Source organism: Protaetiibacter mangrovi (genome assembly GCF_024752305.1).
Classification (GTDB): Bacteria; Actinomycetota; Actinomycetes; order Actinomycetales; family Microbacteriaceae; genus Homoserinibacter; species Homoserinibacter mangrovi.
Window position 1 is genome coordinate 25,957 of record NZ_JANTHX010000008.1, and the last position, 18,341, is coordinate 44,297.

General features: G+C 72.5%; 20 protein-coding genes. 14 read left to right on the forward strand and 6 right to left on the reverse strand.

All coding sequences use genetic code 11. The annotated features are described in order from the left end of the window. Positions 1–60: 60 nt before the first annotated feature. Entirely contained in the window at positions 61–1,065 is a 1,005-nt protein-coding gene (locus tag NUH29_RS11440) for a LacI family DNA-binding transcriptional regulator (protein ID WP_258799292.1), read from the forward strand. Between the two features lie 3 nt (positions 1,066–1,068). On the opposite strand, the gene NUH29_RS11445 is transcribed toward NUH29_RS11440, so the two are convergent. The 3 genes from NUH29_RS11445 to rhaI form a co-directional block, all read right to left on the reverse strand. Beyond that, entirely contained in the window at positions 1,069–1,710 is a 642-nt protein-coding gene (locus NUH29_RS11445; protein WP_258799294.1) for a dihydrofolate reductase family protein, read from the reverse strand. Between the two features lie 76 nt (positions 1,711–1,786). Next, the gene (locus NUH29_RS11450) at positions 1,787–2,107 is read right to left on the reverse strand and encodes an L-rhamnose mutarotase (protein ID WP_258799295.1); all 321 of its coding nucleotides are present in this window, start codon (positions 2,105–2,107) and stop codon (positions 1,787–1,789) included. Between the two features lie 4 nt (positions 2,108–2,111). Further along, entirely contained in the window at positions 2,112–3,278 is a 1,167-nt protein-coding gene (rhaI, locus tag NUH29_RS11455; protein WP_258799296.1) for an L-rhamnose isomerase, read from the reverse strand. A gap of 225 nt (positions 3,279–3,503) precedes the next feature. On the opposite strand from rhaI, the gene NUH29_RS11460 reads away from it, so the two are divergent. After that, on the forward strand, positions 3,504–4,514 hold the full coding sequence (locus NUH29_RS11460; protein WP_258799297.1) for a LacI family DNA-binding transcriptional regulator: 1,011 nt from the start codon (positions 3,504–3,506) through the stop codon (positions 4,512–4,514). A 4-nt stretch (positions 4,515–4,518) separates the two neighbouring features. Further along, a complete protein-coding gene (locus tag NUH29_RS11465) occupies positions 4,519–5,181 on the forward strand; it encodes a hypothetical protein (protein ID WP_258799298.1) in 663 nt (220 codons plus the stop codon). On the opposite strand, the gene NUH29_RS11470 is transcribed toward NUH29_RS11465, so the two are convergent. After that, positions 5,178–6,611 carry a helix-turn-helix domain-containing protein gene (locus tag NUH29_RS11470; protein ID WP_258799299.1) on the reverse strand — a complete coding sequence of 478 codons (1,434 nt, stop codon included), beginning with the start codon at positions 6,609–6,611 and terminating at the stop codon, positions 5,178–5,180. The two genes, NUH29_RS11465 and NUH29_RS11470, sit on opposite strands and share 4 nt — an antisense overlap. A gap of 106 nt (positions 6,612–6,717) precedes the next feature. On the opposite strand from NUH29_RS11470, the gene NUH29_RS11475 reads away from it, so the two are divergent. From NUH29_RS11475 to NUH29_RS11490, 4 genes are all read left to right on the forward strand, one after another. After that, entirely contained in the window at positions 6,718–8,547 is a 1,830-nt protein-coding gene (locus NUH29_RS11475; protein ID WP_258799300.1) for a phosphoenolpyruvate carboxykinase (GTP), read from the forward strand. Further along, positions 8,544–9,521: a class II fructose-bisphosphatase gene (gene glpX / locus NUH29_RS11480; protein ID WP_258799301.1), complete on the forward strand. Its 978-nt coding sequence runs from the start codon at positions 8,544–8,546 to the stop codon at positions 9,519–9,521. The genes NUH29_RS11475 and glpX overlap by 4 nt, the downstream gene beginning before the upstream one ends. A gap of 113 nt (positions 9,522–9,634) precedes the next feature. Beyond that, positions 9,635–10,297: a GntR family transcriptional regulator gene (locus NUH29_RS11485; RefSeq protein ID WP_258799302.1), complete on the forward strand. Its 663-nt coding sequence runs from the start codon at positions 9,635–9,637 to the stop codon at positions 10,295–10,297. 5 nt (positions 10,298–10,302) lie between these two features. After that, a complete protein-coding gene (locus NUH29_RS11490) occupies positions 10,303–11,541 on the forward strand; it encodes an alpha-hydroxy acid oxidase (protein ID WP_258799303.1) in 1,239 nt (412 codons plus the stop codon). Positions 11,542–11,553: 12 nt separating this feature from the next. Here NUH29_RS11490 and msuE read toward each other — a convergent pair whose 3' ends face one another. Further along, positions 11,554–12,123: an FMN reductase gene (gene msuE / locus NUH29_RS11495; RefSeq protein WP_258799304.1), complete on the reverse strand. Its 570-nt coding sequence runs from the start codon at positions 12,121–12,123 to the stop codon at positions 11,554–11,556. Between the two features lie 215 nt (positions 12,124–12,338). Here msuE and NUH29_RS11500 point away from each other — a divergent pair, with 215 nt between their 5' ends. The 5 genes from NUH29_RS11500 to NUH29_RS11520 are packed head-to-tail and all read left to right on the forward strand — an operon-like array spanning position 12,339 to position 16,111. Then, positions 12,339–12,923: a DUF4956 domain-containing protein gene (locus tag NUH29_RS11500; RefSeq protein WP_258799306.1), complete on the forward strand. Its 585-nt coding sequence runs from the start codon at positions 12,339–12,341 to the stop codon at positions 12,921–12,923. Continuing rightward, positions 12,923–13,684 carry a polyphosphate polymerase domain-containing protein gene (locus tag NUH29_RS11505; protein ID WP_258799308.1) on the forward strand — a complete coding sequence of 254 codons (762 nt, stop codon included), beginning with the start codon at positions 12,923–12,925 and terminating at the stop codon, positions 13,682–13,684. Before NUH29_RS11500 ends, NUH29_RS11505 begins: the two co-directional genes overlap by 1 nt. 25 nt (positions 13,685–13,709) lie before the next feature. After that, on the forward strand, positions 13,710–15,245 hold the full coding sequence (locus NUH29_RS11510; RefSeq protein ID WP_258799309.1) for a carbohydrate-binding domain-containing protein: 1,536 nt from the start codon (positions 13,710–13,712) through the stop codon (positions 15,243–15,245). A gap of 31 nt (positions 15,246–15,276) precedes the next feature. Further along, the gene (locus NUH29_RS11515) at positions 15,277–15,693 is read left to right on the forward strand and encodes a hypothetical protein (RefSeq protein WP_258799310.1); all 417 of its coding nucleotides are present in this window, start codon (positions 15,277–15,279) and stop codon (positions 15,691–15,693) included. A 46-nt stretch (positions 15,694–15,739) separates the two neighbouring features. Further along, positions 15,740–16,111, forward strand: coding sequence for a hypothetical protein (locus tag NUH29_RS11520; RefSeq protein WP_258799311.1), 372 nt, complete (start codon positions 15,740–15,742; stop codon positions 16,109–16,111). On the opposite strand, the gene NUH29_RS11525 is transcribed toward NUH29_RS11520, so the two are convergent. Continuing rightward, a complete protein-coding gene (locus NUH29_RS11525) occupies positions 16,083–16,985 on the reverse strand; it encodes a DUF4349 domain-containing protein (RefSeq protein ID WP_258799312.1) in 903 nt (300 codons plus the stop codon). The two genes, NUH29_RS11520 and NUH29_RS11525, sit on opposite strands and share 29 nt — an antisense overlap. Positions 16,986–17,187: 202 nt before the next feature. Between NUH29_RS11525 and NUH29_RS11530 the strand changes: the two genes are divergently transcribed. Together NUH29_RS11530 and NUH29_RS11535 are read left to right on the forward strand one after the other, a co-directional pair. Continuing rightward, positions 17,188–17,385, forward strand: coding sequence for a hypothetical protein (locus tag NUH29_RS11530; RefSeq protein WP_258799313.1), 198 nt, complete (start codon positions 17,188–17,190; stop codon positions 17,383–17,385). Between the two features lie 43 nt (positions 17,386–17,428). Next, on the forward strand, positions 17,429–18,223 hold the full coding sequence (locus NUH29_RS11535; RefSeq protein WP_258799314.1) for an alpha/beta fold hydrolase: 795 nt from the start codon (positions 17,429–17,431) through the stop codon (positions 18,221–18,223). Positions 18,224–18,341 lie beyond the last annotated feature (118 nt).

The window sequence follows — 18,341 nt, forward strand, 5'->3', positions numbered from 1 at the left end:
CGTCACGGGGCCCGGCCGGTTCGCGCCGGCCGGGCCCTCCTGTCCCACCCGGAGGTAGAGATGGTCGTCAGCATCCGCGACGTCGCCCGCGAGGCCGGCGTGTCGGTGGGGACCGTCTCGAACGTCCTCAACAAGCCCGACGAGGTGTCGGCCGATTCGATCGCGCGCGTGCAGTCGGCGATCGACAAGCTCGGCTACATCCGCAACGACGCCGCCCGGCGCCTGCGCGCCGGCATCAGCTCGACGGTCGGCTTCGTCGTGCTCGACGGGCGCAACCCCTTCATCAACGAGGTGGTGCGCGGCGCCGAGGACGAGGCGTCGCGCCACGGCATCGCGATCCTGGTCGGCAACACCGACGAGGACCCGGCCCGCGAGGAGATGTACCTCGACCTGTTCGCCGAGCAGCAGGTGCGCGGGGTGCTCATCTCTCCCTACGGCGACATCACCCGGCGTCTCCAGCAGCTGCGCGAGCGGCAGGTGCCCGTCGTGCTCGTCGACCGGATGAGCGTCGAGGGGCGGTTCAGCGCCGTCGCCACCGACTCGGTGTCGGGCGGGCGGATGGCGGCCGAGCACCTGCTCGAGCAGGGGCGCCGCCGTCTCGCGTTCGTCGGCGGACCGCTCGACATGCGCCAGGTGCGCGACCGCATCGACGGCGCGCGCTGGGCGGTCGAGGCCTCGGACGCCGAGGCGAGCCTCGAGATCATCGCCACCTCGGCGCTCTCCGTCGAGGAGGGGGTGGCGGCCGGCCGCCGCATCATGGAGCGGCATCCGGCGCAGCGTCCGGACGCCGTGTTCGCGGGCAACGACCTGGTCGCGCTGGGGCTGCTGCAGTCGCTCGCGGCGGGCGGCTCGCTGCTGGTGCCCGACCAGATCGCCCTCATCGGCTTCGACGACATCTCCTTCGCCTCGGCGGCGGCCGTGCCCATCTCGTCGATGCGGCAGCCCGCGCGCGCGATCGGCGCGACCGCGCTGCGCATCCTGCTCGAGGAGGCGGCCGATCCGACCCTCATCCCGCGGCAGACCGTCTTCCGCCCGGAGCTCGTGCCGCGCGCCTCGACCCGCTGATCGTCAGCGCGCGAACGTCACGTGGATCGTGCCGCTCTCGGCGACCTCGCTCGTTACCGTGTAGCCGTCCTCGAGGCCGCGCAGCTCGTCCCACAGGCGGATGCCGCCGCCCAGCAGGATGGGCGCGATCGCGACGTGGATGCGGTCGACGAGCCCGGCGCGCAGGAACGGGCGGATGGTGCTCGGCCCGCCGCCGATCCGGACGTCGCCGCCGGCGGCGGCGTCCGTCGCCCGCGCGAGCGCCGCATCCGGGGTCTCGGCGAGGAAGTGGAAGACGGTGCCGTTCGCGAACTCGATGTTGTCGCGCGGCGTGTGGGTCAGCACGTAGACGGGCACCCGGAAGGGCGGCTCCTCGCCCCACCACCCGCGCCAGTCGGGGTCGTCGGGGTGCTCGTGCAGGCCGAACATGCCGGCGCCCATGATCTCGGCGGCGACGCCCTCGAAGTACGCGGCGGCGTAGCGGTCGTCGACGCCCGTGCTCCCCGCGCCGCTCGCGTCGTGCAGCACGCGCTCGCGGAAGGTGCGCGTGCCGACGTACGCCGCGGTGAGCCGTCCCCAGTCCTCGCCGAACGGGTTCTCGGGCGTCTGATCGGTCGTCGTCGCGAAGCCGTCGAGGGAGATGTTGAGGTCGACCCGAACTGCCATATCCGCGAGAGTACGCACTTCTGCGGTCTCTCACACGCGAGAGTACGCAGAAGTGCGGGCTCTCGGGGAGAGGGTGTCAGGCGAGGTGGAATACCTCGGTGAGCTGCGGGGCGCCCTGGTCGGGGCGGGTGCCGGGCAGCGACTCGAAGAAGCCGGCGGCCTCGGCCTCCCAGGCGGCGGTGCGCGGATCGGCGGCGAGCGCCGCAGCGGACGCCGCATCGTCGTCGGTCTCGTAGTAGCCGATCAGCAGCCCGTCCTCGCGCAGGAACAGCGAGTAGTTGCGCCGCCCGGCATCCGAGATCGCCTGCAGCATCTCGGGCCACACCGCGCGGTGCCGCTCCACGTACTCCGCCATCCGCGCAGGCTTGACCTGCAGCTGGAAGCAGACGCGGGCCATGGGCTCAGGCCCCCCAGCCCGCCTGCGCCCCGCCGACGCGCGACGCGGCGATCGAGGCGCCGTAGCCGGATGCGGCGTACGCGGCCATGGGGTCGGCCGGCAGCCCCTTCGCCTCGCGGTAGGCCGCGAGGCCGGGGCGCACGTCGGTGTAGAACGCGTCCATGAGGATGCCGTTGGCGGCGAGCACGTCGCCGGCCGCCTGGGCGGCGGAGAGCGCCTCGCGGTCGACGAGCAGCGCCCGCGCGGTCATCTCCTGCACGTTGAGCACGCTGCGGATCTGGCCGGGGATCTTGTCCTCGATGTTGTGGCACTGGTCGAGCATGAACGCCACCTCGGAGCCGTCGCCGTAGCCGCCGCCGCGCACCACCTCGACGAGGATGCGGAACAGCTGGAACGGATCCGCCGCGCCCACGATGAGGTCGTCGTCGGCGTAGAAGCGCGAGTTGAAGTCGAAGGAGCCGAGCTTGCCGAGGCGCAGCAGCTGCATGACGATGAACTCGATGTTGGTGCTCGGCGCGTGGTGCCCGGTGTCGAGGCACACGACCGCGCGCTCGCCGAGCGCCGCGCACTGGGCGTAGCTGGTGCCCCAGTCCGGCACGTCCATGTGGTAGAACGCCGGCTCGAAGATCTTGTACTCGAGTACGAGGCGCTGCTCCGGGCCGATCCGGTCGTAGATCTTCTGCAGGGAGTCGGCGAGGCGGTCCTGGCGGGCGCGCATGTCGTCCTGGCCGGGGTAGTTGGTGCCGTCGGCGAGCCAGATCTTGAGGTCGCGGCTGCCGGTCTCGCCCATGATGTCGATGCACTCGTAGTGGTGGTCGATCGCCTTCTGACGGATGCGGTCGTCGGAATGCGTCACCGAGCCGAGCTTGTAGTCGTCGTCCTGGAAGGTGTTCGAGTTGATGGTGCCGAGCGCGACGCCGTGGTCCTCGGCGTGCTTTGCGAGGTCCCCGTACGAGTCGACCTTGTCCCACGGGATGTGCAGCGCGACCGTCGGCGCGAGGCCCGTGTGGGCGTGCACCTGGGCGGCGTCGGCGACCTTCTCGTAGGGGTCGCGCGGCACGCCGGGCTGCGCGAACACCTTGAAGCGGGTGCCGGAGTTGCCGAAGGCCCAGGAGGGGAGTTCGATCGCCTGCTGGTCGAGGAGGGGGGCGATCGCGGTGAGGTCGGTCATGGTGTTCCTGCTGTCTCGTCTTTGAAACGATTCATGGTCTCTCGGTACAGTAGGGCGCGCCGGGGACGTCGTCAAGTCGTCCACTAGGGTTTCGACACGCGCGCACGCGCGCTGCTCAACCCACCTACGGTGGTTTCGACACGCGCGCACGCGCGCTGCTCAACCCACCTACGGTGGTTTCGACACGCGCGTATGCGCCCGGGCGCATCGCGGAAGGAGGGCCGGATGGCGATCTCGATCCGCGACGTCGCCGAGCGGGCGGGGGTCTCCGTCGGCACGGTGTCCAACGTGCTCAACCGACCGGACCGCGTCTCGGAGGCCGTCGTCTCCCGCGTGCACGACGCCATCCGGGAGCTGGGCTACGTGCGCAACGACGCCGCGCGTCAGCTGCGCGCCGGCCGCTCGAGCTCCGTGGGGCTCGTCGTGCTCGACGCCCGCAACCCGTTCTTCACCGACATCGCCCGCGGCGCCGAGGACGAGGCCGCCGAGCACGGCGTGGCCGTGCTGCTCGGCGACAGCGACGAGAAGCCCGAGCGCGAGGGCGCGTACCTCGACCTCTTCGAGGAGCAGCGGGTGCGCGGCGTCCTCGTGTCGCCGCTCGGCGACATCCGGGAGCGCCTCGAGCGCCTCCGCGCGCACGGCACCCCTGTCGTGCTCGTCGACCGGATCGCCGAGGACGCCACCCTCAGCTCGGTCTCCGTCGACGACGTCGCCGGGGGGCGCACCGCGGTCGCCCACCTGCTGGCGGGGGGTCGTCGGCGGGTCGCCTTCGTGTCCGGGCCGCAGACGATCCGGCAGGTCGCCGACCGCCTCGTCGGCGCGCGGGAGGCCGTGGCGGCGACGCCGGGCGCCTCGATCGAGGTGCTCGAGGGCGCCGCGCTCTCGGTGCTCGAAGGCCGACGCCTGGGCGAGGAGCTCGTCGCCCGCCCCGCCGCCGAGCGGCCGGATGCGGTGTTCGCCGCCAACGACCTGCTCGCGGTCGGGCTGCTGCAGGCCCTCGTGATGCGCGGGGAGGTGCGGGTGCCCGACGACGTGGCGATCGTCGGCTTCGACGACATCGACTTCGCCTCCGCGACGGTGGTGCCGCTCAGCTCGATCCGTCAGCCGAGCCGCCTCATCGGGCAGACGGCGCTGCGCATCCTGCTCGAGGAGGCCGAGGACCCGGAGCTCGCCCCCCGGCAGGTCGTTTTCCAGCCCGAGCTCGTGGTGCGCGAGTCGAGCGGCCCCCTAGGGTGAACGCGTGAGCGACCCCACCGCCGTCGAGCCCGTCGAGCCCGCCCCCGCCCCCGCGGAGGCGCCGCCCGAGACCGCCGCGGCCGAGCCGGATCCCGGGGTCGCCGCCAAACGCGCCCGCCGCGGATCGGTGGTCGCGGGCGCGCTCGCGCTGCCGCTCATGGGGCTCGGGCTGCTCGCCCTCGCGGTGCCGCTCGCCGTCTGGTACCTCGGGACGGTCGTGCGCACCCTCATCGTGGTGCTCGCGAACGCGGTGCGCGGCCTCGCCGCCGCCCGCACCGCCAACGACACCCTCGCGACGGTCGACGCGGGCTCCGTGAGCGGCGTCACGATCGCGGCCGCCATCGTGGGGGCCGTGCTGCTGCTCGCCGGCGCCCTGCTCAGCGTGCTCGTGCTGCGGGCGCACGGCGTCGCGCGTCCGGCGCTCGTCACCCTGCTCGCGACCCCGATGGGGGTCGTGGTGGCGGCGATCCTGTCGGCCAGCATCGGCGCGCTCGGCGGGCTGCTGTTCGGCACGAGCACCTCGGTGGGCGAGGTGCTCGGCAAGGCGGCGCTCGGCATCTCGCTGACCGTGATCGGCTCGGCCGTGGTGACCGTCGTCGCCGGCGCCCTCGTGTGGCCCTGGGTCGCGCGCCTCGTGCGCCCGGAGCCGGTCGCGCGACGCGACTAGTCCGAGGCGCGGTGCGACTCGAGGAACTCGTACACCTCGCGGTCGTCGACGCCCGGGTAGGTGCCGGAGGGCAGTGGCGAGAAGATGTGGGCGTGCACCTTGGCGCTGGTCCAGGCCTTGCCCGCCCAGCGCGACTCGAGCTCGGACGGCGGGCGCTTGCAGCAGTTCGCATCCGGACATCGTGAGACCTCGCGGCGGGTCTCCTCGCGCCCCCGGAACCACTTCGACTCGGCGAACGGCACCCCGATCGTGATCGAGAACTCCTCGGTCGCGCTCGTGCCGGTCTGGCTCGACTCGAAGAAGGTGCCCTCCGGGGTGTCGGTGTACTGGTAGAACTCGGTCGTGCGGTTGGTGCGTGCGAACGCGGTGCGCGCCGACCAGTAGCGGCACACGATCTGGCCTTCGACGCCGCCCGTGACGTCCTTCGGCAGGCGCAGGCCGTCGTTCTCGTAGGCCTTCGCGACCGAGCCGTCGTCGGCGACCCGCAGGAAGTGCACGCGCATGTCGAGGTGGGCGGTCGCGAGGTTGGTGAAGCGCAGCGCCGCGGCCTCGTGCGTGACCCCGAAGGCGTCGCGGAAGTCCTCGATGGCGATGTCGCGGTCGGTCTTGGCCTGGCTGAGGAAGCGCACCGCGTGCCCGCGGGGCATGAGGCAGGATGCGGCGAAGTAGTTGATCTCGAGGCGCTGCTGCAGGAACTCGGCGTAGTCGCGCGGTGCGTGGTGCCCGAGCAGCCGGTGCGCGATCGCCTGCAGCGCCATCGATCGCAGGCCGTGGCCGCCGGGGATGGAGGCGGGCGGCAGGTAGATGCGCCCGTTCTCGAGGTCGGTGACCGAGCGGGCCGAGTGCGGCAGGTCGCCGACGTGCACGAGCTCGAAGCCCAGCCGGTGGGCGATGACCGCCACCTGGCGGTGGGTCATCGCGCCGCCCTCGTAGCCGGCGTCGCGCATGACGCCCTCGGCGAGCTCCTCGATCTCGGGGATGTGGTTGTCGCGGTCGCGCATCCGCGCGCGCAGCTCGGTGTTGGCGCGCCGCGCCTCCTCGGGGGTGGCGATCTTCTCGCGGGAGCGGCGGTCGAGCTCGCGGTGCAGGCCGACGAGGGTCTCGAGCACCTCGTCGGGCATGGAGCGCCCCGCCCGGAGCTGGGGGAGTCCGAGCTCGGCGTAGACCGCGCCCGACTGGGCCCGCTCGAGCTCGATCTCGAGCGCGGCGCGCTCCGACGGCGGCGCCTCGTCGAGCAGCTCGCCCACCGGGATGCCGAGCCGGTCGGCGATCGACGACAGCAGCGACAGCCGCGGTTCGCGTTTGCCGTTCTCCATGAGCGAGAGCTGGCTGGCGGAGACGCCGACCGCGTCGCCCAGCTCGCCCAGGGTGAGGCCGGCGGTGGAACGGAAGTGGCGCATCCGCTGCCCCAGGGTCGTCAGATCGGCCATGAATGCACGATAGGGCAATTTCTGCAGAAATTTCCTCCTCGAATGCGGAATCGGGGTCGGAATGTACGCGCAGAGTGGAATCACGCCGATTCTTCAGGAGGTTCCCATGGCCGCGTCGCCCGCCCCCGTCGCCCCGGTCCGTTCGCTCGACGACTGGATCGACGAGAACGTCGAACTGCTGCAGCCCGATCGCGTCGTCTGGATCGACGGCAGCCGAGCCCAACTCGACGCGCTGCTGCACGAGATGGTCGAGGAGGGGCGCATCATCCGCCTCAACCCCGAGCACCGGCCCTACAGCTTCCTGGCGCGCAGCGATCCGGATGACGTGGCGCGCGTCGAGGCCCGCACCTTCATCTGCTCGGAGCAGGAGCACGACGCCGGACCCACCAACAACTGGCGCGAGCCCGAGGCGATGCGCGCAGAGCTGCGCGGGCTGTTCGCGGGCGCGATGCGCGGGCGCACCATGTACGTGCTGCCGTTCTCGATGGGGCCGGTCGGCGGTGCCCTGTCGCGCTACGGGGTGCAGCTGACCGATTCGGCCTACGTCGTCGCCTCGATGTCGATCATGACCCGCGTGGGCGACGCCGTCCTCGACCGCATCCGCGCCGGCGCCCGCTGGGTGCCCGCCCTGCACTCCGTCGGTGCGCCGCTCGAGCCGGGGCAGGAGGACGTCGCCTGGCCCTCGAACCCGGTCAAGTACATCTGCCACTTCCCCGAGACGCGCGAGATCATCTCCTTCGGGTCGGCCTACGGCGGCAACGCGATCCTCGCGAAGAAGTCGTTCGCGCTGCGCATCGCGTCGGTGATGGCACGCGACGAGGGCTGGCTCGCCGAGCACATGCTGCTGCTGCGGGTGACCGACCCGCGCGGGCGCCGCTTCCACATCGCGGCGGCCTTCCCCTCGGCGTGCGGCAAGACCAACTTCGCGATGCTGCGCTCCGCCCTGCCCGGCTGGGAGGTCGAGACGCTCGGCGACGACATCACCTGGCTCGCGCCCGGATCCGACGGGCGCCTGCGCGCCATCAACCCCGAGGCCGGATTCTTCGGAGTCGCGCCCGGGACCGGACGCGACACCAACCCGACCGCCGTCGACACCCTCTGGGGCAACACGATCTTCACGAACGTCGCGTTGCGCCCGGACGGCGACGTCTGGTGGGAGGGGCTCACCGCGACAGCACCCGAGGGCCTGATCGACTGGCGCGGTGAGCCGTGGGATGCGGCGTCCGGGAGGCCTGCCGCGCACCCCAACTCGCGGTTCACGGTGGCGGCCTCGCAGTGCCCCTCGATCGCGGCCGACTGGGACGACCCGAACGGGGTTCCGATCGACGCGATCATCTTCGGCGGTCGCCGCGCCGGCAACGTGCCGCTCGTCGTCGAGGCGCGCGACTGGGAGCACGGGGTGTTCCTCGGCGCGACCATCGCCTCGGAGCGCACCGCGGCGGCCGAGGGCACGCTCGGCGAGCTGCGCCGCGATCCGTTCGCCATGCTGCCGTTCTGCGGCTACAACATGGCCGACTACTTCGGCCACTGGCTCGAGGTCGGCACGCGCCTGCGGCGCACCGGCGGCGTGCCCGCGGTCTACCAGGTGAACTGGTTCCGGAAGGGCGCCGACGGCAGGTGGCTGTGGCCCGGTTTCGGCGAGAACGGCCGCGTGCTCGCCTGGATCGTGGAGCGGATCGCGGGGGAGGCCCCCGCATCCGACACCCCGGTCGGCAAGGTGCCCGCCGTCGGCACGATCGACTACCGCGCGGCCGGTGTGAGCGACGCCGACTGGGAGGAGCTCTTCCGCATCGACGAGGCGGCGCTGCTCGCCGAGGCCGACGACACGGATGCGTTCCTCGACCGCTTCGGCGACCGGCTGCCGGAGGCGATCCGTCGCCAGCTGGCGGGGCTGCGGGAGCGGCTCGGCGAGCGTCGCTCGAAGGCGGTCGCGTGAGCTTCGTCCTCGGCACAGCCGTCCCCGACCGGAACCTCGCGCTCGAGCTGGTGCGCGCCACGGAGGCCGCGGCGATCCGCGCGTCGGCCTTCGTGGGCCTCGGCGACAAGATCGCGGCCGACGGCGCGGCGGTCGACGCGATGCGCGCGTTCCTCGGAACCGTCGCCTTCCGCGGCACCGTCGTGATCGGCGAGGGCGAGAAGGACCGCGCGCCGATGCTGTTCAACGGCGAGGTCGTCGGCACCGGCGACGGGCCGGAGTGCGACATCGCGGTCGATCCGATCGACGGCACCTCGCTCACCGCCGCCGGTCGGCCGAACGCGATCTCGATGATCGCCGCCTCCGACCGCGGCACGATGCTCGACGCGTCGAGCGTGTTCTACATGGACAAGATCGTCACCGGTCCGCCGGGTGTCGACATCGTCGACATCCGCCGCCCGATCGGCGACAACCTGCGTGCGCTCGCGAAGGCCTCGGGCAAGCGGGTCGGCGACCTCGCGGTGGGCGTGCTCGACCGGCCGCGGCACGAGGGGCTGGTGGCCGACATCCGCGCCGCCGGTGCCGGGGTGCGGCTGCTGCTCGACGGCGACGTGGGCGGCGGCATCGCGGCGGCCTCCCTCGACGGCGAGCTCGACATGTGCGTCGGCATCGGCGGCAGTCCGGAGGGCGTCGCGACCGCGTGTGCCGTGAAGGCGCTCGGCGGTCTCATCCAGGGGCGGCTCGTGCCGGGCGACGACGCCGAGCGCGAGCGCGGCGAGGCGGCGGGGTTGCTCTTCGACCACGTCTACGAGGCCGACGACCTGGTGCGCGGCGACAACACCTTCTTCGTCGCCACGGGGGTGACCGACGGCGCCCTGCTCGACGGGGTGCGCAAGCTCGGCCCGGTGATCCGCACCGAGTCGATCGTGGTGCGCGGCCGTTCCGGCACCGTCCGCCGCATCACCGCCGACTACCGCGCCGGCCGCTGGGAGTAGCGCCGGGCGGTGAGGGGTCGCAAAGTGCACCCAACACGCGGGTGTGAGTGCAGTTTGCGACCCCTCAGGGCGGGGCTTTCGATTGTCAGACAAGATGGTATTGTCTGACAATCATGACGACGACGGATGCGGGCAGCGGCGCGACGGTGCGCCCGGATGCCGTGGTCGCCTCGCTGCGCAGCGCGATCCTCGCCGGCACCGTGGCTCCGGGCACGACGGTCACCGAGGCGCTCGTCTCGGACACCTACCGGGTCGCGCGCCCCACCGCGCGCATCGCGATCGACCGGCTCGTCGCGGACGGGCTGCTCGCGCGCGAGCCGCACCACGCCGCGCGCGTGCGGGCGTTCGACCGCGACGACCTCGCCGACCTGTTCGCGGCGCGCGCCGCCGTCGAGTCGGCCGCCGTCGAGCTGCTGGCGGGCACCGGCGTCGTGCCCGACGCGGCGGCGGCGGCCCACGAGCGGCTGCTCGCCCTCGACGCCGACGCCTCCTACTGGGCGATCGACCTCGCCTTCCACCGCGCCCTCGTGCAGGGTGCCCCGTCGAGCCGCCTGCCGCGTCTGCACGACCAGCTCATGGGCGAGATCGAGTTCGCCCTCGCCCAGGTCGACGCGCACCGCCTGCGCTCCACGCGCGAGGTGGCCGCCGAGCACGGCCGCATCCTGGCTGCCGTCGCCGAACGCGACACGGCTCTCGCCGAGCACCTCACCCGATCCCACATCCTCGCGTCGCGCGACCGCCTGCTCGCGCACCACGACTCGCTGCACGGAAGGTGACCACGATGGTCAAGCGCCAGTTCCCCCGCCCGGCCGAACTCCTCGAGCTCATGAGGTTCAAGAAGCCCGAGCTCGACGCCCGCAAGCGCCGTCTCTCGGCGGCGCTCACCATCGCCGACCTGCGCGCCATCGCGAAGCGCCGCACCCCGAAGGCCGCCTTCGACTACACCGACGGCGCCGCCGAGGGCGAGCTCTCGCTCGCGCGCGCCCGGCAGGCCTTCGAGGACGTCGAGTTCAGCCCCCGCATCCTGCGCCCGGCGACCGACGTCGACACGAGCTCCACGATCCTCGGCGGCCCGTCGACGTTCCCGCTCGCGATCGCCCCGACCGGCTTCACCCGGCTCATGCAGACCGAGGGCGAGATCGCGGGTGCCGGCGCGGCGGGCGCCTTCGGCATCCCGTTCACGCTCTCGACGCTCGGCACGACCTCGATCGAGGGCGTGAAGGAGGCCAACCCCGACGGACGCAACTGGTTCCAGCTCTACGTCATGCGCGATCGCGAGATCTCCTACGGGCTCGTCGAGCGTGCCGCGAAGGCCGGATTCGACACGCTGCACTTCACGGTCGACACCCCCGTCGCCGGCGCGCGCCTGCGCGACAAGCGCAACGGCTTCTCGATCCCGCCGCAGCTGACGCTCGGCACGATCGTCAACGCCATCCCGCGGCCGTGGTGGTGGTGGGACTTCCTCACCACCCCGAAGCTCGAGTTCGCCTCGCTGCAGTCCACGGGCGGCACCGTCGGCGAACTGCTCGACGCCGCGATGGACCCGACGATCTCCTTCGACGACCTCGACGTCATCCGCGGGATGTGGCCGGGCAGGATCGTGATCAAGGGCGTGCAGAGCGTCGACGACGCGCGCGCCCTCGCCGACCGCGGCGTCGACGGCATCGTGCTGTCGAACCACGGCGGCCGCCAGCTCGACCGCGCCCCCATCCCGTTCCACCTCCTGCCGGACGTCGTGCGCGAGGTCGGAGCGGATGTCGAGGTGGGCGTCGACACCGGCATCATGAACGGCGCCGACATCGTGGCCTCGGTCGCGCTCGGCGCGAAGTTCACGATGATCGGTCGCGCTTACCTCTACGGCCTCATGGCCGGCGGGCGCCCGGGCGTCGAGCGCGCGCTCGAGATCCTGACGGGCGAGCTGGTGCGCACCATGAAGCTGCTCGGCACCTCGTCGCTCGCCGAGCTCGAGCCCGCCCACGTGACCCAGCTCGAGCGCCTGGTGCCGCGCGCCCGCAGCTGAACCGGGAGCGGGTCAGGCCACCGGCACAGCGGCGTTCGCGGCGATGCGGCTCTGCACGAGCGGCAGCGCGCGCTCGATCGACGTGTCGATGCGCTCGCCGAGCTCGTCGCCGGTCACCCGGTAGTCGGTGAAGTCGCGCTCGTTCGCGAAGATGCCGAGGGGCAGCGTGAGCGCCTGGAAGAAGCCGAACAGCGGCCGCATCTGGTGCTCGACGAGCAGTGCGTGGCGGTCGGAGCCTCCCGTCGCCGTCAGCACGATCGGGGTGTCGACGAGCGCGTACTGCCCGACGTAGTCGAAGAACAGCTTGAACAGCCCCGAGTAGGTGGCCCGGTAGGCGGGTGAGCCGACCACGAGCAGGTCCGCCGCCTCGACCGCCTCGAGCGCGTCGAGGGCGGCCCGCCCGAGCCCCCCGCGGTAGCCGCCGGTCGCGAGCGCCGGCAGCACCGTCGCGAGCTCGATCACCTGGGCCTCGCCCCCGAGCCGTTCCGCGAAGGCCTCCGACACCCGGCGCACGAGCGCCGTCGTGCGCGAGGGGTCGGTGGGGCTCCCGCTCACCCCGACCACCCGGATCGTGTCGACCATGTCGTGCCTCCTCCCGCCGCTCCTCGCCGCAGCGCCGTGCCGATCCTGACACCGCATCCGGATGCGCGGACCGTTTGCGTCCCGAGGTTGCCTTCCGTGACCCCGTGTTGCGTCCGAGCGATTCCCAGGCGCCGCATAGACGCCGCCAGGGCTCGGATGAGGACGGCCTGGCTTCATGGGGGAGTCAGAAGCCCCACCGTCATCCGGGAGACCCCATGGACCCGCTCCTCCTCGCCGCCGACCTCGTCGGAATCGCCCTGCTCGTGTTCGCGCTGTACTTCCCGCGCCACCGTCGGCGCGACCTCGTCGTCGCGTTCCTCACGGTCAACGTCGGTGTGCTCGCCGTGTCGATCGTGCTCGGCACCTCCGCGGTGGGGCTCGGGATCGGCCTCGGGCTGTTCGGGGTGCTGTCGATCATCCGCCTGCGCTCCTCGGAGATCGAGCAGCACGAGGTGGCCTACTACTTCGCCGCGCTCGCGCTCGGCCTCGTCGGCGGCCTCGGCTCCGCCACGCCGTGGGTGTCGCTCGGGCTCATGGCGCTCGTCGTGCTCGTGCTCGCCGTGGGCGACAGCCGGCTCGTGCTGCGCCGCTACCGGCAGCAGCTCGTCCGCCTCGACAAGGCCTACCCCGACGAGACGGCGCTGCGGGCCGCCCTCGAGCGCACGCTCGGCGCCCGCGTGCACCGGGTGACGGTACGCGAGCTCGACCTCGTCGACGACTCGACGCTCGTCGAGGTGCGCTACGAGGTGGTCGCCCCCGCGGTCGAGGCGCGGCGCCCGGCGCGGACGGAGAGCCGCTGATGTCCGGCCTGCTGGCGCCGGGAGCGCTCCCCCCGATCACCCTCGACGAGCTGCTCGAGCGTGCGGCGCTCCAGACCCGCGTCGACCGCAAGTACGTGCTGCCCCGCGCCGACGCCGCCCGGATGCTCGCGACCCTGGCGCCCGAGACCCGCGTGCTCGAGATCGACGGCGCACGCGGCGCGGTCTACGAGTCGGTGTACTTCGACACCGACGACCTGCTGAGCTACCGGATGGCGGCTCTCGGCCGCCGCCGGCGCTTCAAGCTGCGCACCCGCAGCTACCTCGACAGTGGTGACGCCTTCCTCGAGCTGAAGACCAAGGGTGCCCGCAGCGTCACCGTGAAGGAGCGTCTGGCCTACGAGATCGAGCACCGCGACGAGCTGACACCCGCGGGCATCGCCTACGCCGCACCGCCTCTCGTCGAGCTCGGGCTCGACGACCCCCAGCTGCTGCAGCCCACCCTCGTCACCCGGTATGTGCGCGAGACCCTCTACCTGCCGGGCTCCGGCAGCCGGGCGACCGTCGACACCGAGCTCGGCTGGGAGGCGGCGGCGGGCGAGCAGCTCGCCCTGCCCGACCTCGCGATCGTCGAGACGAAGTCGGCCGGCGCCGCATCCGAGCTCGACCGGCTGCTGTGGCGCAGCGGGCATCGACCGGCCCGGGTGTCGAAGTTCGGCACCGGGCTCGCGGCCCTTCGTCCCGATCTGCCCTCGCACAAGTGGAACCGCGTGCTGCGCCGGCATTTCGCGCACGCCGCCTGACGACCCCTCCCGGAAGGAGACCCCCATGAAGATCCGCCGACCCGCCGTGCTCCTGTCGACCGCCGCCCTGGCGGCCGCGCTCGGCCTCACCGGATGCGCCGTCGCCGCGACGACGTCGCAGAACGGGCAGACCTCGACCGCGTCGACCGTGACCGTGCCCGACGACCTGAGCGCCGAGGCGATCCTCGCCGCGAATTCGGATGCGACGACCGTGAACGACGACGAGTGGGACGCGGCGGCAGCGGTCGACGTCGCGGCGTCCGCGGACACCGTCACGATCACCGAGGCCGGCGTCTACCGGCTCTCCGGGGAGTACCCGGGCGGCGTGGTCGTCGACGCGGGCGAGGACGCACTCGTCGTGCTGATCCTCGACGACGCCGACGTCTCGAGGTCCGACGGCCCCGCGATCCAGGTGACGAGCGCGGATGACGTGGGCATCTTCCTCGCGGACGGCAGTGCGAACACCGTGTCGGATGCCGGCACGAGCTACGCCGACGACGCGGAGTTCCACGCGGCCATCGCCTCGGACGCCGACCTCACCATCTCCGGTTCCGGTGCGCTCGCGGTCACCGCCGTCGACGACGGCATCTCCACGAGCGACGACCTCGTCATCCTGTCCGGCACGGTCGACGTCCACGCCGCCGACGACGGTGTGCGCGGTCATGACGCGCTCGTCGTGTCGGGCGGCGAGCTGACCGTGGACGCCGGAGGCGACGGCCTGAAGTCGAGTCAGGACGAGGACGAGACGCAGGGCTGGATCGAGATCGCCGGCGGCGCGATCGACGTCACCGCGGCCGACGACGGGCTCGACGCGCAGACCGACATCGTCGTCACGGGCGGTTCGCTCACCGTCGACGCGGCCGACGACGGGCTGCACTCGGAGGTGGTGCTCGCGATCGACGGCGGCGACGTGACGGTCGCGGACTCGAACGAGGGCATCGAGAGCTTCACCATCTCGATCGCCGGCGGCACGGTCGACGTGACCTCGAGCGACGACGGGCTCAACGCCTCGGGCGGCGACGCGACGGGCATGGGCGGCATGGGCGACGGCGGCCAGCTCATCTCGATCTCGGGCGGAACGCTGACCGTCGACGCGCAGGGCGACGGGCTCGACTCGAACGGGTCGCTGGAGATGTCGGGCGGCACGGTCACCGTCTACGGCCCGACGGCGGACGGCAACGGCGCGCTCGACACCAACGGAACCCTCACGGTCTCGGGCGGCACGCTCCTCGCCATCGGCAGCTCGGGCATGGCCGAGACCCCCGACGCCGACTCGGAGCAGGGCTTCGTCTCGGTGAACGCGAGCGGTTCGGCCGGCCACACGGTGCAGCTGGTCGCATCCGACGGCACCGTGATCGCCGAGCTGACGGCGCTCAAGGAGTTCGGCAACGTCGTGGTCAGCACCGCGGACGTGGTCGACGGCCAGAGCTACACCGTGCTCGTCGACGGCGCATCCGCCGGCTCCGGCACGGCGGGTGAGGCGTCGACCGGCATGGGCGGCGGCATGGGCGGCGGTCAGATGCCCGGCGGCGGCCAGGGCGGCCCGGGTCAGCGCGGCTGACGACGATTCGGGAGGGAGGCAGACTGGGGGGATGATCTCGACGCGACTGGCCCGCGAGCTGCGGGATGCGGGGCTCTCCTGGACACCCGCATCCGGCGACGCCTTCCAGATCGGCGGCGGCGAGTTCGAGGGCGACGTCTTCACCGTGAGCGACATGACGATCGAGGCGCATCACTACCCGACCGGTTCGGTGCTCGGCTTCAACGGCACGACCGAGTGGGCCCTCGACTCGGTCGCCCTCGACGACGCGCTGTGGCTTCCCCGCGAGGAGCAGCTGCGGGAGCTGCTGCGGGGGTCCTTCCGCTCGCTCGAGCGGGTGCCGCAGGGCGCGGGAGCCCGCTACCGGGTCACCACCGAGCGCGCCGGGGTCGTCGTCGCGTTCGAGGCCGACGACGCCACCGAGGCCTACGGGGAGGCGCTGCTCGCCCTCATCCGCGCCGCGAGCTGAGCGCGCCCCCGCCGCGGAGTCCGGCGCGCGGTGCACAATGGGCGCCATGGACATCCCCGCGCTCGCCCCGTCGGTCGTCGTGCCGTTCCGCGTGACGGTCGGTGTGACCCTCGTCACCGCGTTCGCGGGCCTCGGCTTCGCGATCTACGAGCTCGTGGCCTCCGGATGGGGTGAGAGCTTCCTCTACGCCACCGGCCGCAGCCTCGTCTTCCTGTTCGTCGCGATCGCCGTGTCGATCGCGAGGTCCGCCTGGGGCGCCGTGCTCGCCGCGGCCGCCCTCGCGACGGTGAACGTGATCGACACCGTCATCGGGGTGATCCGCGCCGACGCCCTGTTCATCGTGGCGCCCCTCGTGCTCGCACTCGCGAGCGCGGCTTCCGCACTGTGGCTCAGCCGGGAGATCCGTCGGAGCCGTTGACGGTTCCGGTCGCGGGCACGGTGGTCCGCGCGGTGCGCCCGGCCCGACGCGCGAGCAGCACGACCACGGTGAGCACGATCCCCAGCATCACGAGCCACGGCAGCCCGACGCCGACCCCGACGGCGATCGCCGCCCAGAAGCCCGCGAACGCGGCCCATCCGGCCACGAGCCCCTCCCCGAAGGTCGTCGGGCCGTCGGGCGGCGGCGCGAGCGACGGCGAGATGAGCGAGAGCGTGATCGTCGACATGGCGACCTGGTCGGCGAGCTCGCGCTGCTCCGCCTCGAGCGACTCGAGCTGGGTCTGACGATCCGAGATGGCGGACTCGAGCGAGATGAGGTCGGCTGTGGTGTCGGCGTCGGCCAGCCACGTCGTGTAGCGGGCGATCGAGGCGCGCAGGGTCGAGATGCGGGTGTCGAGGTCGCGCTGACGGGTGCCGACGTCGACCGCGTCGAAGCTCGTCTGCTCGACGGTCCCGAGCTCGGCGAGCTGGGTGCGCACCTCCTCCACGGATGCCGCGGGGATGCGCAGGGTGAGGGTCGCGCTGCCGGCGTCGCCGTCGCGCGGCGCCGACTCCCGACGCGCGTCGACGCGTCCGCCGGCCCCGACGGCGATCGCGGTGGCACGCGCGGATGCGGCGATCGGGTCGTCGGCCGTGATGGTGACGGTGCCGGTGATGACGAGCGCCTGGTCGGCGGCGGAGCTGCTCGAACCCTTGTCGTCCGCCGAGGCGCCGTCGGCGGCCTGGGGGGCGTACTCGGACGTCGTCCCGCCCGAGTCCGAGGCGCCGGAGTACCCGGCGGAGCATCCGGTGAGGGCGATGCCCGCCGCGAGGAGCGCGGCGAGGGCTGCTGTGCTGCGGGAGATGTGCCTCATGGCGCCACGCTAGAAGCGGGGGGATGCGAGCACCACCCAACTTTCATCACGATTCGGACGTCGCGCGGTCACGATTCCGTCACGGCGTAGGCGGCCCGCGGCGCCGTGTCAAGCCCGTGTCGCGTCCCGGCGGGACGCGATCTGATGGGGGAGTGGTCGGTCGACCGGCCGGCCACGAGGTTCCTGCCACGAGGAGGACGAGATGGGTTTCCTGGACGACGCGAAGGACGCGGCCGACGCCACCGGCAAGAAGGTCGGCGAGTGGGTGGACGACACCAAGGAGCGCGCGGAGGACAAGGTCGACGAGGTCAAGGCCGACGCCGACGTGAAGCGCGCCGAGGCCGAGCGCGACCGCGTGCACGCCAAGAACGACTACAAGGAGCAGCTCCGCGAGAGCTGACCACCCCTCCTCTCCACCCCGTGCCCCGCTATAGCCTCGGGGCATGGGGTGGAATCCGTTCCGGCGTGCGCCGCTGCTGCACGTCGCGGACGACCGGGGCGCGGGGCCCGTCGTGGTGCTGATCCACGGGATCGCCTCGTCGTCGGTCACCTTCGAGAACCTGGTGCCGCTGCTCGAGCAGGGGTTCCGCTGCATCAGCATCGACCTGCTGGGCTTCGGCGGGTCGCCGGTTCCGCCGGACTGCGAGTACCGGTTGGAGGATCACGAGGCCGCCCTCGCCCGCACGATCCGGCGACTGCGGCTGCGCGGCTCGTTCACGCTCGTCGGGCATTCGATGGGCGGGCTCATCGCGGCGCGCTACGCGGCGCGCAACCCCGGCCGGGTGAGCCGGTTGATGCTGGTGAGCCCCCCGATCTACCTCGATCCGCGGGAGCTCTCGGACGATCGCGACCGCACCGTGCAGGACCTCTACCTGCGGGCCTACCGCTTCCTCCGCGAGAACGAGGCGTTCACGCTGCGCAACGCGGGGGTGCTGCGGCGGGTGCTGCCGATCCCGGGCATGGTGCACCTCGACGCGGCGAGCTGGGATCCGTTCGTGAAGTCGCTCGAGCACACGATCGAGTCGCAGACCACGATCTCCGACATCGCGGCCCTGCGGGTGCCGGTCGACATCGTCTACGGCACCCTCGACCAGTTCTCGTCTCCCGGCGGCATCCGGATCGCGGAGCGGATGCGCGGGGTGACGGTCACCCGTGTGCGCAGCGCCGACCACCTGATCGGCAAGCGCCTGGCCCGAGCCGTCGCCACCCTCCTCACCCCCACAACGGACTCGAACTGAGAGAGGACGCAGTCGGTGGCGGTCGGATTCGGTTCCGGGACGCTGGCATCGGGTCTGGCGGGAGCGCGCCGCGGCACGCGGCACGCGGGGGCATGCGTCGCGGAACCGAATCCGATCG